This is a genomic window from Bradyrhizobium sp. Rc2d, from assembly GCF_900099855.1.
Lineage (GTDB): Bacteria > Pseudomonadota > Alphaproteobacteria > Rhizobiales > Xanthobacteraceae > Bradyrhizobium.
Genome location: NZ_FNCU01000019.1, coordinates 1 through 14,566, shown reverse-complemented (window position 1 = coordinate 14,566; position 14,566 = coordinate 1). Strand labels below are relative to the sequence as shown.

Here is a 14,566-nt window from a genome sequence, read left to right as displayed (position 1 = left end):
GCTCTCGACCAGGCGCCATTCGTATCCCTCGCTTTCACACAGTTATGCGGCGGGACCTTCGCCAAATCAAGTCGAGGCCACACTCGCAGTGCGGTCGCGCGGTACCTCGGCCGGACGAAAAAGCAGGATCGCTCGCGCGGGCATCGCAAAGCGGCGATCCGCGGGCATCGCCATACCTGCCCCGAGGCGGTCAACTGCCTAGCTCAAATCGATCGAAGGCTTGACCGACCCAAAGGCACCCTTTTCGGCGAACTCCGCGATGCGACGTTCGTCGTAGCCGAGCGTATCGTGCAAGATTTGTTTCGTATGTTCACCCAGCAGCGGAGCAGCCACGGGATCAATGGCCCCAGTCAGGCTCATCGCAATTGGCGGCTCGATGTTGGGGACCCATTCTGCTGTACGATGCGGAATCCGGCTCAAGCGGTGGCGCTCGCGTGCTTCCGGCGCATTGAACCCCTCCTCCACCGTCCGGAGATAGCCGACCGGGATATTGGCCAGCTTCATCTTTGCCATCCAGTTCTCGAGGGTATCGCTTGCAAAGACCTCGGCGATAGCTGCCCGCAGGAGCTCCTTGTTCTCGGAGCGCGCTTTCCGCGTCGCAAATTGCGGATCGGTGATCAGATCGGGCCGGTCGAGCACCTCGACCACGAGACGGCGATAGAGCCGGTCGTTGGCGCAAGCCATGTAGAGCGGCCCATCGGAGGCCTCGTAGACGCCGACGGTGGGAGATCCGCTCGGCGAATTGCCAAACCGGCCAGGATTCTCGCCGTTGATCAGATAGGCCATGCCGTAGAAACCGGTCATCCCCATCGCAATGTCGAACAGAGCGACCTCGACATGCTGCCCGCGACCGAGCCGGTCCCGCGCCAGTAATGCCAGCAGGATGGCGTTGCAGGCAGACATTCCCGTGGCCATATCCACGATCGGCGGACCGGTACGGACCGCCGGGCCGTCGGCAAACCCGTTGAGCGACATGAAGCCACTTTCCGCCTGCGTGATGGGATCGAAGCCTGGACGCGCAGCGAACGGTCCGGTGCGCCCATAGGCGGAGATTGAGCAATAGACCAGCCGTGGATTTAGCGAAGCGACAGATTCATAATCGAGGCCGAATTTCTTCATGACCCCGCTGGAAAAATTTTCGACGACAACGTCTGCCTTGCGGATCAGGTCGAGCGCGATCTCGCGAGCCTCCGGCACCGTAAGGTCGAGCACGATGCCGCGCTTGTTGCGGTTCAGGCTGAGATAGGCGGCACTCTCTCCACCGATTTCGGCGTGCTCATAGGCTCGTGTGTCGTCGCCGCCGTCAGGGTTTTCAATCTTGATGACTTGCGCGCCGAAATCAGCAAGCGTCTGTGTGCAGGCCGGCCCGGCGACGACACGCGTAAAATCGACGACCAGCAGACCATCGAGTGCAGTTGGCCCTCCCCTCGCCCGCGACGCACGTTCCGGCAACTGAGGCTTGGTAGGCATTGATAGCGCTCCTTTACATCGGCTTATAGCCGCCGAATTTCCTGCAAGATCGAACTTAAAGCCCGGCGCCACCGACTTCGCAAGTGTTTCACCTGCACGGCCTGAGAACGCAAAAAAGGCCCGGCGGCCATCGGGCTGCCGGGCCTCTCGACATACTGCGCATATAGGCTGCGCCACATCGGACTATTCGGCGTTACAGGCCGCATTCCGCATCACGGGAAACGCGGCTCACCGCTCATCTCAGCCACTTTCGCCAGTAAAGCGTATGCGACCAGGCCCAGGGCACTTCGGGCTCAACCTCGATCCGTCGTACGGCGACGTCGCCCCCGAGGAATCCTCACTTACCCAGCACGACCTGGACGCCTAACAAGACGGCCCCCATCAGGCCGGTGGCGATTACCGTGATGACAGCCTTCAGCGTATACCGCTGCGCCTGGTCCACGCTTTTCCGCCATCGCCGCAGGTGTTGGAAGTCCACCCTGAGCTCTTTCCGATCGTCATCCTCGATTCCAAAAGAAGCCAGCGCCGACGCCACTGCCTTCGATACGATCGCATCGATGCTCTCTTGCCGGAGTCTGTGCTGCTCAGCCAGCGTTTTGACAACAATGGCCTTGATTTCCTCGTCCACCATCTTCACCGCTTGATGATCCTTGCAGCGTTCTCGAAGCCGCGTTTGACGAAGTAGGGGACCACGAGATTGGCCGTGATTCCTGCCAGAGCATCCGTGGATGCCAAAGCCGAGGACCTTGTCCCCGACCAGGAGTTTTGCGAGATGTAGTGCCGCGCGATAGACCATCAGCTTGTCCGGCCTTTACGAGTGCCCGATCTCGGCTCCTGGAGATCGCAGCGGCGTAAGCAAGGAGCGCAGCGCCGCGCGGGCCAGCACGTTCGCGCGTCCAAGGCCGGCTACGGTACGGACGGGCGGCACGCTGATCGGCGCTTCCCGAACACATGCCAAGCGAGCGCGTCGCCATAATGTGTGGGCCACCATCCGATTCTGGATCGAGAACTAAAAACCCACGGCGGATATTTTCCACGCGGGTGAACCAAATTGGTCTCAAGATGTCATCCTACCGGTGTGTTTTGCCTGACGTTTCAAACGAACAAATTCACGTAACGTGCGTTTGGCGATCAGGAGGACCGGTTGATGACAGTTAAGATGACGCTACAAAAGACATCGCGAAATCTGCCGGGACCCAAGCCACGCATCGACACGGCGCGCGACACGCAAGAGTCGATTATTGAAGACGCTGGCGAGACAGAGGACAGCGGTCGCGACCTCGTGCACGGCGATGGCGGAACCATCGACCTCCCCACGAAATCCAGCGATTTGTCGAAGGACGATTAGGGGCACCGGCGGCGCGCGTTTGGATGATGCCATGCGGCCGAGGTTTTGCCCGTCGTGTCAAACGTCTGAAAATGCGACCAGAGCCTGCCGGGAACCTACCTGACGAGAGGCGCGTTTAGTCCTTCGTTGGAAGGAACGTTCGTTCGATGAGTCACACTGTCCTGGTTGTTGACGACGACCCCGCCGTCCTCGACGTGATCGTCGGCATGCTGGAAGATCTTGGCTGCCAGGTGATTAGCGCGCAAAATGGTCCGAATGCGCTCGATCAGCTCAACGAGAACCAGGACATCTCCATCCTGATCACGGACATCAATATGCCGGATATGGACGGCCATGAACTGGCCGAGTTGGCCAAACGAGTCCGCCCCGAGTTGAAGGTGCTTCAGCTATCCGGTCGCGAACCCCGGCGCGGCGGCCTTCCGATGATCAGGAAGCCGTTCTCGTTTGAGGAACTCGCCGACATCATGCAGCGAACCGCCGGCATTTTCTGACGATTATGTCCAAAAGAAAACCCGCAGCGGATCGCTCCCGCGCGGGCTGAACCAAACTCTTTCGATGATGCCATTCTGCCAGTGTTTTGCCCGACGTGTCAAACACCGTCGAGGGCAAGACGACGAAACCCCTCCTCCCAGCTAGATATGTGGTGCGCGAGGGGCTTGCTTCAAGTCCCCGTCCCTGCCGTAGAACTCGTGGCCCAGCCGACACATCGAGGGGTCACGACATGCCTGTATTGCTTCCCAGGTCCCGTTCACACCAGCATGTGCATCGCGCCGGCGCGAGGACCGCCGCGATGACCGATCATGCCGTGGTGATCGCCGGCGCTGGCCCAACTGGTCTGATGCTGGCTGCGGAGCTCGCGCTCGCCAATGTCGACGTCGCTGTGGTCGAGCGGCGCGCGAACCAGGAGCTGGTCGAGACGCGCGCCGGCGGATTGCACGCCCGCACCCTCGAGATCCTCGATCAGCGCGGCGTCGCCGACCGCTTTCTGCGCGAGGGCCAGATCACCCAGCTCACTGGCTTCGCGTGGACGCGGCTCGACATCAGCGACCTCCCCACCCGGCACGCTTACGGCCTCGCGCTGCGGCAGAGCCACATCGAGCGCATCCTGGCCGGCTGGGTCGAGGAGCTCGCAGTTCCGGTCTATCGCAATGCCGAGGTAACGGCTTTTGCGCAGGATGAGACCGGCATCGATATCGCATTGTCCGGCGGCGAGACGCTACGCGCAAACTATCTCGTTGGCTGCGACGGCGGTCGCAGCCTAGTGCGCAAAGCTGCCGGCATCGAGTTCCCCGGTTTCGATCCGACGCTCAGCAATCTCATGGCCGAGGTCGAGATGAGCGAGGCGCCCGCTTTCGGCCTGCGTCACGACGCAATCGGCTTTCACGGCCTCAGCAAGACCGAGCGCGGACGCGTGCTGGTCGTCGTGACGGAAGCAACGCTCGAGCGCACCGGCGAGCCCACATTGCGCGATCTCAGCGACGCCCTCATCGCGGTCTACGGCACCGACTTCGGTCTCAACAATCCCGCCTGGATCTCCCGCTTCACCGATGCGGCACGGCAGGCCGTGTCCTATCGCAAGGGGAGCGTGTTGCTCGCCGGCGATGCCGCGCATATCCATCACTCCGTCGGCGGACAAGGTCTCAACACCGGCGTGCAGGACGCCGTCAATCTCGGCTGGAAGCTGGCGCAGGTGGTAAATCGCATCTCGCCGGACAGCCTGCTCGACACCTACTATTCCGAGCGCCATCCCGTCGCGGCACGCGTCCTGCAAAACACCATGGCGCAAATCGCCATGCTCCGCCGCGGCGACGATGGCCTCAAAGCCGCGCGCGACGTCGTCTCCGAGCTGCTCGCCATGGACCAGCCGCGCCAGCGCGTTGGCGCAATGATGAGCGGGCTCGACATCCGCTATGATCTCGGCGAAGGGCATGCGCTGCTCGGACGGCGTATGCCGGATCTCGATCTGGCGGTCGAAAGGCAGCCACTAAGACTGTTCACGCTACTGCACGGCGCGCGGGGCCTGCTGCTCAATTTTGAGAAGGCAGATGTTCTCGACATCACGCCCTGGGCAGGGCGCGTCGAAGCGGTCGATGCTGCCTACGACGGCACATGGGAGCTTCCGGCCATCGGACAGATCGCCGCGCCCAAGGCCGTGCTCGTGCGGCCCGATGGACATGTGGCCTGGGTGGAAGACGATAGCCAACGCGGACTTGCGGAGGCGCTGACGACCTGGTTCGGGCCGCCTGCTGCGTAGTGTTACGAACGTCTCACTCGCCGCCGAGACAAACAAAGCCCGCGGCATCCCCCACGCCTGATCCGAACTCTTTCACTGATGCCATTCTGCCAAGTCTTTTGCCCGTCGTTTCAAATTCGAAACGGCCGCGGCGCGCGACAGACGGCAGGTTCAGCCGGGAGCCGCCATTTCCAACCGGCAAACGGCGTAAGCCGGCGGCAGGACGTGCATTCATGGATGTTGCTTCCAAGGATGAAGCAGACCTAGGCAGACGATCCCGGCATTTCATCTTTTGACCCGCGGACTTTCGGATGCCGATCATACGGGTGTACCACCGCCTCTTATGATCAGATTGCTCTCCGACGACTAGCATTCCTGTTGTCGCCGAATTGGTTCAGAGCCTCGCCCGGCCGGGCAGCGGTCTCGCTGGCTTCGCTGCGTTCGGCGAGGAAATGTCGGCCAAGCGCATCGAAATGATCCGGGAGATCCTGCCCACGCTGAAGAAGATCGGCGTTTTGAACAACGCCACCAAGCCAACCTGTAGCGCCTGGGGAGCGCAATCCAACCAGGAAGCACGATGCGCGGCGTAGAGCCAATGCGATTCGGACTCACAACCGCGTCTCGGCGGCGGCTGCCAAGCAAATTCAATGTGCTTGCGAGCACGGGCCGGCAACGTTGTGATCGTCATTCGCGACTGCATGACCGCCGCAATGCAGAACGAGATTTGTCGTATCGGTATCGACATGAAGATCGCTGTCATCGGCCAGCAGAGGGAGTTCGCGCACGCCGGCGCTCTGCTCAGCTATGGCGCCGATATTGGCGACCTCTTTCGTCGCCATGAGGGTTATATCGATCTGATTCTGAAAGAGCAAAAGCCCTCAAATATGAGCTTACCCTGGAGGAGATGCAAGCTTTTATACATCGGACCAGGTAATTGGCTCAGCGCGGACGGCGCGTCGTCGCGCGCCATCCGCTCCTACGATCGGTCTCTTACGAGGAAGCCAGCCTTATGCCTTCAAGTCCGTGATCCGCATAATCGCGACCACATTGCCATCGTTGTACGCCTGTTCTTTTGTATCCTTGTTGCAAGTCCAGACAAAATTCTTTTTGCCCGTAAAGGTCTTTCCGTCCTGCTCGAGCCGAAGCTCGCCTTCGGTGATATGGCAGACCATGGCATTCATCATCGGCGGCCCCATGGTCTTCGACCCCGGCTGCATAATGATATCGCGCATTGAGACGGTCTTAAAACCTGGGATCAGGGATGGTGTCTCGCCTTCATATTCACGCACTACAACACCTGCCCAAGGCGTCGTATCCTTGTAGCCTGTGGGTTGAGCGACGGCTGGCTTCACCATGGCAGCCGAAGCCGCTGCCAGCCCGATTCCCAGTGCGGACCTTCGATCGATCTTGGTCATCGCTTTTCTCCCAACATAACCTAACGACCGCTGCAAAGCAGCGCGCAAAGTTTGTGGCTAAGGTGGTGCGAAACCGAAAAAAAGGATCGGTCGCTAAGAGAGCCTGCCTGCCGATAGCACCAGCGCAGCTCGTTCGCCCTCGACGGTGATTTCGGCACATCCCGCTTCAAGGGCAGCGACATTCTACGCCTGCAGACAGATCCGGGAAACAAATAGGTTGCACGAAGATAGGGTTGTCAGGCGCTTCGAGGCAGGGAACTGCGGCCCTTAGGACTGCCCGGCGCCTTCTGAGGCAAGCTTAGGCGGCCGATCGTGTGCTTTGCGCCCAAGAGCTGCCGTTCCCACAGATTCGCATTTGCCCCACAGCGCTCGGTTGCTGACGAGTGAGAGGACCTTTCATCGACTCGTCCGGCGGTAGTTAGTGGACGGCCCACAGGTTTGCCGGCATTTGCTGATCACCACCAATTTCGCGTTTGGGTCGCGACAGGCTATGTTCAGCTTTCTTAGATTGAAAATAGGCTTGAGCTGCAGAGTGTTAGCCACTTCATAATTCTTGTCGAGCCTGCCGGCTTAAGCTTGTCGAGACAACCGCTCGGGAGGCAACGTTGACACCCGGCTGGCTCATTTTCCCTGCGACTATCGCCTGTATCTACGTCCTGATCATCGTGAGTTTGATCATCCTTGGCGCTTGGTAGACAGCTGACGAAGAGAATCTTCAAAGAGCGCGCTCTGAAGGTTCGCCCCTAGACCGACGTGAAACTCATGTATCGGGTGCGGCATGAATTGCCCGAGTTGCGGCAGAGTCAATCGAGAGGGAATGAAGGTCTGCGGCGATTGCGGCGCGCCGCTATTCTTTCGGTGCCCTGCGTGCGGGGCCGACAATCCGACAGGCAAGAACTTCTGTGGCGACTGCGGTGCCGCGCTCACGCCGACAGTACCGCCGCAAGTAACAGCAGGGGCCGGCGCATCGACGTCCATCGTGGCACGGGTCACGGAGCGCTCGAGCTTGTCACGCGCACCAAGTTCTTCCGCCGAGCGTCGCCAGCTCACAGTGATGTTTTGCGACCTCGTCGGCTCGACGGCGCTTGCGACAAAGCTCGATCCGGAAGATCTACGAGACATAATCGGCGAGTACCGCGATAGCGTAGCGGCGGTCGTCCGCAAGTACGGTGGCACTATCAGCCGCTACATCGGCGATGGCATGCTCATCCTGTTCGGCCATCCTTCAGCGCATGAGGACGATGCCGAACGCGCGGTGCGCGCTGCACTTGAGATCGCCGCGCCCAGGAACGCGCCGGGAGCCCCGCCCGGGTTCGAGCTTCGGGTTCGCCTTGGGCTCGCGACTGGTCTCGTCATCGTGGGTGACCTTATCGGCAGCGAAGCTGCGGAGGCACAGGCGGTCCTTGGCGAGACGCCGAACCTTGCCGCTCGACTGCAAGCGCTCGCCGAACCGGATGGGGTGGTAATCGCTGAGGACACGCGGCGGCTCATCGGCGGGCTCTTTGACTACGAGAATCTCGGCGCGGTGACGCTGAAGGGCTTCGCCACGCCGGTGCAAGCCTGGCGGGTGCTGCATGAGGGAACAGCGGAAAGCCGCTTCGAGGCGTTGCATCCTTCGGTCCTCGCCCCGCTGGTTGGGCGCGAGGAAGAACTCGCGCGGCTGGAGCGGAGCTGGCGCCGTGCGCGGATCGGTACCGGTCAAGTGACACTGCTCGTGGGCGAGGCGGGGATCGGCAAGTCGCGCCTCGTTGCGGCTCTCCAGGAGCGTATCGAACGCGAGCCGCACACCTGCTTGCGCTATTTCTGCTCGCCACGCCATCAGGAAAGTGCGCTCTATCCCTTCACCGCACAACTCCAGCGAGCGGCTGGTTTCGATCGTGAGGACACACCGAGGGCGAAGCTCGATAAACTCCGAGTGCTGCTATCGCCGGCATTGCCGTCCGACGAGGACGTGGCGATCCTGGCCGAGCTGCTGTCGATCCCGAACGGTGATCTGGACCTGCCCGTTACCGTTACGCCGCAACAAAAGAAGGAGAGAAGCTTCGCCGCTCTGGTTCGCCAGCTTGAAACTCTCGCACAAAAACATCCAATTATGGTCGTGTTCGAGGACATGCAATGGATCGATCCGAGCTCGCGCGAGCTGCTGGACCAAACGGTCGATCGAGTAGCAAGCCTACCGGTTTTGGTCCTGATCACCTGCCGCCCCGAGTTCCAGTCGGTATGGACCGGAAAGCCGCACGTCAGCTTGCTCGTGCTGAACCGGCTGGACCAGCACGCGGGCGCTGCGCTGATCCGGAGCGTGGCTGGTACCCGGACGCTGACGACCGAAATCGTCAATGAAATTGCTGAACGAACGGATGGCGTGCCGCTGTTCGTTGAGGAATTGACCAAAGCGGTGCTCGAAACGAGCCCCGAGGGGTTCGCGCGAGCCATCTCTTTCGCGCCGCTGCCCGGACTTGCTGTGCCGGCCACGTTGCATGCTTCGTTGATGGCGCGGCTCGACCGAATCGGTCCGATAGCTAAGGAGGTGGCGCAAGTCGGCGCGGCCATTGGCCGCGAGTTCTCCTACGATCTGCTTGCCGCGATCGTACAGCGGTGCGATAACGAGCTGCAAGCGGCGATCGACCGGCTGATCAACGCCGGGCTCATTTTTGGGCGTGGCGAACCGCCCGACGCCAATTTCTTGTTCAAACACGCACTGGTCCAAGACGCGGCATACGGCACACTGCTGCGCAGCCAACGCCGCGAGCTGCACGCGCGGATCGCTGGCACGCTCGAGGAGAGGCTCGCTAGGGGCATCCAAGAGCAACCGGAGATCCTCGCCCACCATTGCGGGCATGCGGGTTTGATCGAAAAGGCGGTTTCCTATTGGCAGCAGGCTGGTGAGCGTTCCAAGGCTCGATCGGCCATGACGGAAGCAATCGTGCAGATGCGAAGGGCGCTCGATCTGCTATCCCATCTCCCGGATACCCCCGGGCGCCAGGGCACCGAAACTGACCTTCAACTCGCGCTCGGCGGCGCACTGATTGCCGCAAAGGGCCATGCGGCCGAAGAGACCGGCGGGGCCTACGCCCGGGCGCGTTGCCTCTGCGAGTCACTGAACGACATGCCGAACCTGCTCAAGGCGCTCTGGGGCGAGTTCGTGCATTATCACGTGCGTGGTGAAACTGACCGATCGCATCGCATCGCCGAGGACCTGCTCGATTTGGCTGGACGACAAAACGACACGGCCATTCTTGTCGCCGGTCATCGGGCAGTCGGCGATAGCTGGCTTCATCGCGGACAATTGGCCTTGGCGCGTTCCCATCTTGAGCGAGGGCTCGCCCTTTACGATCCGGAGCAGCAGCGCTCTCTGACGACTCTGTTCGCAGAAAACGCCCGCGTGGCGATGCTTTCGTTCCTCTCGCTGACGTGTGGCCTTCTTGGCTTCGCCGATCAGGCGCGCGTGCAGAGCAGTGACGCCCTGTCAGAGGCGCGCGAGTCGTCCCAACCGATCAGCCTCGCATTCGCGCTGAGCGTCGCATGCCGATTGCATTTCGTGCTCGATGATGCGGATATGGTTGGGCGACGGGCGGAGGAGCTAGTTGCGCTCACCACCGAGCAGGGCTTTGCCTTCTTTCTCGCGATGGGGACGGCATATCGCGGCTGGACGCTGGCCGAGGCCGGCGACGCAGAAGCCGGGGTGGACTTACTGCGGCGCGGTATCGAGGGATTCCAGGCGTCCGGCGCAGCGTGGACTCTTCCGTTCTACCTCGCGCAGCTCGCGGCAGCCGAGGCAAAGGCTGCGCGATTTGAAACCGGGCTCGGTCAACTATCCGACGCCTTGGCACTCACCGAGAAATTGGGGGTGCGATGGTTCGAGGCCGAGCTGCATCGGCGACGAGGCGAGTTGATGCTGGCGGCTCGGGCGGGCGCCGAGGTCGAGGCGGAGACCGAGTTTCGCCACGCCATTGCGATTGCTCGCCAGCAGGAGGCGAAACTCTGGGAACTTCGCTCTGCCGTCAGTCTCGCCCGGCTCTGGCATGGTCAGGACAAGGTTGATGAAGCACGCGGTCTTCTCGCGCCGGTCTACGGTTGGTTCAGCGAGGGCTTCGACATTCGCGACTTGAAGGAAAGCAAGGCACTGCTGCAAGATCTTTGGGTGTCGACACGTGGAACTTTACCGTAAGCGCGATCCATTGGAGCTCCGAAGCAATCTCGGGTATGGCGACTCCGCTGTGCCACCGAGTCAGAAGGCCAACGCCGGAGAGTCGCATCGCAAGGTCCTCTTTGCGTCACGAAAATGAGGTCCCAGTCAATCGACGGTATTGTTGACAGTTTGCGAAGCTCCCTGAAGCCAAAGTGCGCGTACGTACCTGTGGAATAGAGGGCTGAATCGTGTCGCGATCGGCGTCCAACATTTGCAAGCCGATAGACACCGGAAAATGCCGGGACAGCGCCAAATCGACGCGAATGACGCGAGGCGGACTCCGACTTACACCATTCGCGTTAATTTACGCGGCGCGTTCCTTGTCTGACTGTTCCTCGACGACGGTCGCCGTTTCTTCTAGCCCTTTTTCGTAGTTGCCCGCGAACCTCTCAATACTATCGGCCCACATCCTCAGGACTGAGACTTGAAAGTGCATAATCGGCTTCAACGCATTCATACCGATTGCAGTCGTTGCGGTGATGGGATTTTTTGGGTCGCGCGCGAAACGGTTTGCGTTAGCGGTCTTGTCTGCCATGCGGTTCGCTCCCTCGTTTTGGTGTTGTGGCCTTAAGCTTCGTGGTGGGTTGTGCCCTGCGTCTCTAAGCACTCAGCCAAGACCTGATCTGCCGCGAGCCTCGCACATCTTTCGTCGTGCAATTCGTCCAGTTTTTTTAAGTAGGCGACGGCCACTATTTGCAATAGATCGAAATTATCTCCACCAGTATCAGGAAGATTGGCGACGTAGCGATAGAGGGCAGAACGCCTGTTATCGTTCTCGCTGATGCCGCTGTGGAACAGCAGGTAGTTCCGCCAAGCGAACGCACACGCACCTTCTCGGGCCTGAGAAGTCATAGGCACCCTCCAAAGACAGAGAAAGACTGGCTACCGGTTTCGTTCCGCGATGTAACGTTGTTCCGTAGCTGCACCGCATGGTGCCTACACGCGCACTCAAAGTGAGCAGTTCCTCGGCGCGCTCCTGGAACGTTCCACACGCACCCCGAAGATTTTTAGGAAGTCACTGCGGGAGGATTTGATGAACAAGCATCGGGAATTGGCAACAGCAATGCTGGCAGGAGCATTTTTGCGCCGTGCTCCTAGTCACTCCACCTCTACGTAGAGCACCGCACAACGCGTGGGATCCGCAAGACACCGCAAGCAGGCGTAAGCAAGGGGCCAGATATTTGGCGCGTCAGCGTGGAGAGCCCTTACAAGAGGTCAGAATGTTAGGAGCAGCTTCCCACGCGAGCGGCTGGATTGGCTCCATTCCGAGAGTTCCTATGACACCCCCTCACTTGACAAATTCCAGCCGCGTCCCAACGCGCCGTCTCGCGATGACCGCTTCTGGCCCAAAGGCGCTGGTCCGGGCGGCGTGCCTGTTGTCGGCTCATCGAGAAGAGCGAAACAAACAAGCGGAGCCACCAGCCGGCGCTCATGACCCTCAAGTTCGAGAGCCGAAACAGCCAGACGGTCTTTCCCTGTAGATGGAAACCGATGCGTGATCTTGGCGTTGGGGTCAATGGATGACAATCCGCAAGCTCGCAGCGAACAAGCTCTTGTCGTGGTGACCCTCAGCACGGCGACGCTGATCGCGTGCGTTACACTTTTAGTATCTCAATTGTAAGCTTCGTTAATTTGGTGGTGACTGAGTAATCCGCCGCAATGTAGCGAGTTGGCCTGAGCGAACACGTCCGTAAGGAGGGCGACGCGGACCTCGCGCGACGTTCTGGTCCCAAACGGGCACGGCGGCACGTCCTACTGAAAGTCGGTTCTTAGGGGTAAAGCTAACTTCGCCTAAACTCAGCCAGAGCGCTCAGTGGCAAAGAAAAGGCCGCCGGAGGCGGCTAGTCTTGGTCTTCCCTCTCGCTTATTTTTTGAGGGCGTCAGCGGCGTCCCGCGCTGCATCCTTCACATCTCCCGCGGCGTTGTGGGCGGATCCCGATCTTGCCTTCGGTTTCCATGTCCCTGTCGCCACTGAGCTTACCCGCACCTTGTTTGATGGCGCCTTTTGCCTTGTCGGCTGCGCCCTTCACATGTTCGCGATCCATCATCGTGTTCGTTTGCTGTCCGGAAGACCAGCACAACGAAAGAGTCACGCGGTGGTTCCTCGGAGAATAACCAGCGGTCTTGCACACGAAGACTTCTGAATTTGCGTCTGAGCCGACCATTGCTTCGCTTCCACGTCAGCTGTTCGCAGTAGATCGGACATTGGTCCTCGTCCACGTCTACCGCCGCTTTTGGACCCGAGGCGGACTTTTGATCAAGGCTGTAGCAGCGAGAGGAGGCGTTGTCGGTCTTGATCGCGCCGACGCTGGTCTTGGCGCAGTATTTCGAGTTCTTTTTCAGCATTGTCCGTATTCAGACCCTGCCGCCTCAACTCAATAATTTGCGCCTCTTGCGCCGCAAGCTGCCGCTCCCCTTCTACTACATCGCGTTCGACCTGCCTCAACTCATCATAGATCGGGTCCTTGTACATCGGGAATGCTCAGCGGGGCGACGTTTCGCCGGCTGCGTTCGTCCTTTGAAATCTCAACTTGGCTGGACCTTCCCACGTTCCTGCCAGAAGCCATTTTCCCGATACCAGTGTTGTGCGAACGCGGCGATGTGAGGCCACTTCAGTTTGCGGCAACTTCGTTTGAGAACAGCAGCTATGGGCCCTAATGCGAAGTCCGCCATGGCTCTGAAATGGTCTGCTTATCGGTGAAGACCGGAAGAGGCCGGGAGATGTTCAAATCGACGCGTTTGACCCTGAGCGAACGAGGTGCCTGTAGTGTGGCTCCGACGCGCCCTTGCCGACGCGCTGGGTCAAGAGGTAGTCTCCTCCAGTCGTTGGCGTACAGGGGAGCGATCCATGCGCTATTACGGCAACAAAGAACTCGAACAGGGCCATCGCGGTACCCTCGACGAACACACGCACTCACTGAAGAAAGTCGGCGAACAGATTGCTCGCTCAAGAGCACAGATTTTCAAATCGCAGAAGATCCTCCATCAACCAGTGCCGAAGCTCGGGCGTGCCGAAGTCCCTCAGATACCAACCGCTGCGGAGTGCCGCATACTTGCCGAAATCTTTAAGCGCCGGGCGACGGAGACAAAGCTGTCCGAACGGACGGCCACGATCATGAAGAATGTCTCACGCAGTCTGAGCGGCTTGGCGCACCAACTTGAGATGCTCAGCGATACTGACCGGCAGGAGTACTGAGGACGAAGAACGGCTCACCTGAAGCCTTTTGGTGGCCTTGCTGCCACTCGGCGGCCGCGGGCGAGCGTCAGCTCTGGAGGGGACATCAGGCTTGTCCTTGGCGTGCACCTGGGCTGCCTTTGACCCATCTGCGACATAGGCAGCATCGAAATCCCGCAGCGCAGCAGTCTCCTGCTGTAGCCGAGGTGTGTTATGCTTCCAGTCGGAAGCACGGAGGGACCGGGAGTGAACCGGCGCTCATGCATCATGCTGCTCGGCGGCGCGGCGGCTTGGCCGCTCGCAGCGCGTGCGCAGCGAGGCGGGAAGGTCTATCGCGTCGGGATTCTGGAGCCAATACCGGCGGCACGGAACGCCGCCAACCTCGAGGCTCTGCGCAAAGGTCTGCGCGATTTCGGTTACTTCGAAGGAAGCAATTTGATCATCGAGTATCGGTCGGCCGACGGTCAGGCCGAGCGGTTTCCGGATCTCGCATCCGAATTGGTTGGCCTCAAAGTCGACCTGATCCTGGCGAGAGGCACTCCTGCCACCACGGCGGTTCAGAACGCGACCGGAACGATTCCAGTAGTCATGATGACAATGGGCGGCCCCGGTGCGATCGTAGCGAGCTTCGCGCGGCCGACCGGCAACATCACGGGGGTGATTACTTTCAGCACCGAACTGACAGCGAAACGGGTTCAGGTTCTCAAAGAACTGGTTCCTGGCCTCACGCGAGTTG

General features: G+C 60.3%; 15 protein-coding genes. 7 read left to right on the top strand and 8 right to left on the bottom strand.

The features are described from left to right. Positions 1 to 198: 198 nt before the first annotated feature. Positions 199 to 1,470, bottom strand: coding sequence for a CaiB/BaiF CoA transferase family protein (locus BLV07_RS23160; protein WP_176945716.1), 1,272 nt, complete (start codon positions 1,468 to 1,470; stop codon positions 199 to 201). Between the two features lie 337 nt (positions 1,471 to 1,807). Beyond that, the gene (locus BLV07_RS23155) at positions 1,808 to 2,107 is read right to left on the bottom strand and encodes a hypothetical protein (RefSeq protein WP_091889921.1); all 300 of its coding nucleotides are present in this window, start codon (positions 2,105 to 2,107) and stop codon (positions 1,808 to 1,810) included. Between the two features lie 522 nt (positions 2,108 to 2,629). Between BLV07_RS23155 and BLV07_RS23145 the strand changes: the two genes are divergently transcribed. The 4 genes from BLV07_RS23145 to BLV07_RS23130 all read left to right on the top strand — a co-directional run bounded on the left by BLV07_RS23145 (position 2,630) and on the right by BLV07_RS23130 (position 5,641). Then, positions 2,630 to 2,818 carry a hypothetical protein gene (locus BLV07_RS23145; RefSeq protein WP_244551189.1) on the top strand — a complete coding sequence of 63 codons (189 nt, stop codon included), beginning with the start codon at positions 2,630 to 2,632 and terminating at the stop codon, positions 2,816 to 2,818. A 146-nt stretch (positions 2,819 to 2,964) separates the two neighbouring features. Then, positions 2,965 to 3,309, top strand: a complete 345-nt coding sequence (locus tag BLV07_RS23140; RefSeq protein WP_091889916.1) for a response regulator — start codon at positions 2,965 to 2,967, stop codon at positions 3,307 to 3,309. A 230-nt stretch (positions 3,310 to 3,539) separates the two neighbouring features. Further along, entirely contained in the window at positions 3,540 to 5,072 is a 1,533-nt protein-coding gene (locus BLV07_RS23135) for an FAD-dependent monooxygenase (protein WP_091889913.1), read from the top strand. Between the two features lie 350 nt (positions 5,073 to 5,422). Beyond that, entirely contained in the window at positions 5,423 to 5,641 is a 219-nt protein-coding gene (locus tag BLV07_RS23130; protein WP_143035476.1) for an ABC transporter substrate binding protein, read from the top strand. Positions 5,642 to 5,695: 54 nt separating this feature from the next. On the opposite strand, the gene BLV07_RS23125 is transcribed toward BLV07_RS23130, so the two are convergent. Both BLV07_RS23125 and BLV07_RS23120 read right to left on the bottom strand, forming a co-directional pair. Continuing rightward, positions 5,696 to 5,890 (bottom strand): hypothetical protein, encoded by a 195-nt coding sequence (locus BLV07_RS23125; RefSeq protein ID WP_091889906.1) that lies wholly within the window; start codon positions 5,888 to 5,890, stop codon positions 5,696 to 5,698. Positions 5,891 to 6,058: 168 nt separating this feature from the next. Beyond that, positions 6,059 to 6,466: a hypothetical protein gene (locus BLV07_RS23120; protein ID WP_091889903.1), complete on the bottom strand. Its 408-nt coding sequence runs from the start codon at positions 6,464 to 6,466 to the stop codon at positions 6,059 to 6,061. A gap of 778 nt (positions 6,467 to 7,244) precedes the next feature. Between BLV07_RS23120 and BLV07_RS23115 the strand changes: the two genes are divergently transcribed. Beyond that, positions 7,245 to 10,634, top strand: a complete 3,390-nt coding sequence (locus BLV07_RS23115; protein ID WP_091889900.1) for an adenylate/guanylate cyclase domain-containing protein — start codon at positions 7,245 to 7,247, stop codon at positions 10,632 to 10,634. Positions 10,635 to 10,959: 325 nt separating this feature from the next. Here BLV07_RS23115 and BLV07_RS23110 read toward each other — a convergent pair whose 3' ends face one another. From BLV07_RS23110 to BLV07_RS23095, 4 genes are all read right to left on the bottom strand, one after another. Next, on the bottom strand, positions 10,960 to 11,190 hold the full coding sequence (locus BLV07_RS23110) for a hypothetical protein (RefSeq protein ID WP_091889897.1): 231 nt from the start codon (positions 11,188 to 11,190) through the stop codon (positions 10,960 to 10,962). A 32-nt stretch (positions 11,191 to 11,222) separates the two neighbouring features. Continuing rightward, the gene (locus tag BLV07_RS23105) at positions 11,223 to 11,507 is read right to left on the bottom strand and encodes a hypothetical protein (protein ID WP_091889895.1); all 285 of its coding nucleotides are present in this window, start codon (positions 11,505 to 11,507) and stop codon (positions 11,223 to 11,225) included. A 1,028-nt stretch (positions 11,508 to 12,535) separates the two neighbouring features. Continuing rightward, positions 12,536 to 12,820 (bottom strand): CsbD family protein, encoded by a 285-nt coding sequence (locus tag BLV07_RS48955; protein ID WP_244551187.1) that lies wholly within the window; start codon positions 12,818 to 12,820, stop codon positions 12,536 to 12,538. A 92-nt stretch (positions 12,821 to 12,912) separates the two neighbouring features. Further along, positions 12,913 to 13,128 carry a hypothetical protein gene (locus BLV07_RS23095; RefSeq protein ID WP_091889893.1) on the bottom strand — a complete coding sequence of 72 codons (216 nt, stop codon included), beginning with the start codon at positions 13,126 to 13,128 and terminating at the stop codon, positions 12,913 to 12,915. 375 nt (positions 13,129 to 13,503) lie between these two features. Here BLV07_RS23095 and BLV07_RS23090 point away from each other — a divergent pair, with 375 nt between their 5' ends. Then, complete coding sequence (locus tag BLV07_RS23090; protein WP_091889890.1) at positions 13,504 to 13,851, top strand: hypothetical protein; 348 nt, start codon at positions 13,504 to 13,506, stop codon at positions 13,849 to 13,851. A 225-nt stretch (positions 13,852 to 14,076) separates the two neighbouring features. Continuing rightward, a partial coding sequence (locus BLV07_RS23085; protein WP_283806533.1) for an ABC transporter substrate binding protein occupies positions 14,077 to 14,566 on the top strand: 490 nt, incomplete at its 3' end.

What these genes read in the sequence shown, in the direction of transcription:
- BLV07_RS23125 (WP_091889906.1), bottom strand. Translation starts at nt 5,890, where the DNA reads ATGGCGACGAAAGAGGTCGCCAATATCGGCGCCATAGCTGAGCAGAGC.
- BLV07_RS23095 (WP_091889893.1), bottom strand. Translation starts at nt 13,128, where the DNA reads ATGTACAAGGACCCGATCTATGATGAGTTGAGGCAGGTCGAACGCGAT.
- BLV07_RS48955 (WP_244551187.1), bottom strand. Translation starts at nt 12,820, where the DNA reads ATGGTCGGCTCAGACGCAAATTCAGAAGTCTTCGTGTGCAAGACCGCT.
- BLV07_RS23090 (WP_091889890.1), top strand. Translation starts at nt 13,504, where the DNA reads ATGCGCTATTACGGCAACAAAGAACTCGAACAGGGCCATCGCGGTACC.
- BLV07_RS23120 (WP_091889903.1), bottom strand. Translation starts at nt 6,466, where the DNA reads ATGACCAAGATCGATCGAAGGTCCGCACTGGGAATCGGGCTGGCAGCG.
- BLV07_RS23160 (WP_176945716.1), bottom strand. Translation starts at nt 1,470, where the DNA reads ATGCCTACCAAGCCTCAGTTGCCGGAACGTGCGTCGCGGGCGAGGGGA.
- BLV07_RS23105 (WP_091889895.1), bottom strand. Translation starts at nt 11,507, where the DNA reads ATGACTTCTCAGGCCCGAGAAGGTGCGTGTGCGTTCGCTTGGCGGAAC.
- BLV07_RS23135 (WP_091889913.1), top strand. Translation starts at nt 3,540, where the DNA reads ATGCCTGTATTGCTTCCCAGGTCCCGTTCACACCAGCATGTGCATCGC.
- BLV07_RS23110 (WP_091889897.1), bottom strand. Translation starts at nt 11,190, where the DNA reads ATGGCAGACAAGACCGCTAACGCAAACCGTTTCGCGCGCGACCCAAAA.
- BLV07_RS23145 (WP_244551189.1), top strand. Translation starts at nt 2,630, where the DNA reads ATGACGCTACAAAAGACATCGCGAAATCTGCCGGGACCCAAGCCACGC.
- BLV07_RS23115 (WP_091889900.1), top strand. Translation starts at nt 7,245, where the DNA reads ATGAATTGCCCGAGTTGCGGCAGAGTCAATCGAGAGGGAATGAAGGTC.
- BLV07_RS23140 (WP_091889916.1), top strand. Translation starts at nt 2,965, where the DNA reads ATGAGTCACACTGTCCTGGTTGTTGACGACGACCCCGCCGTCCTCGAC.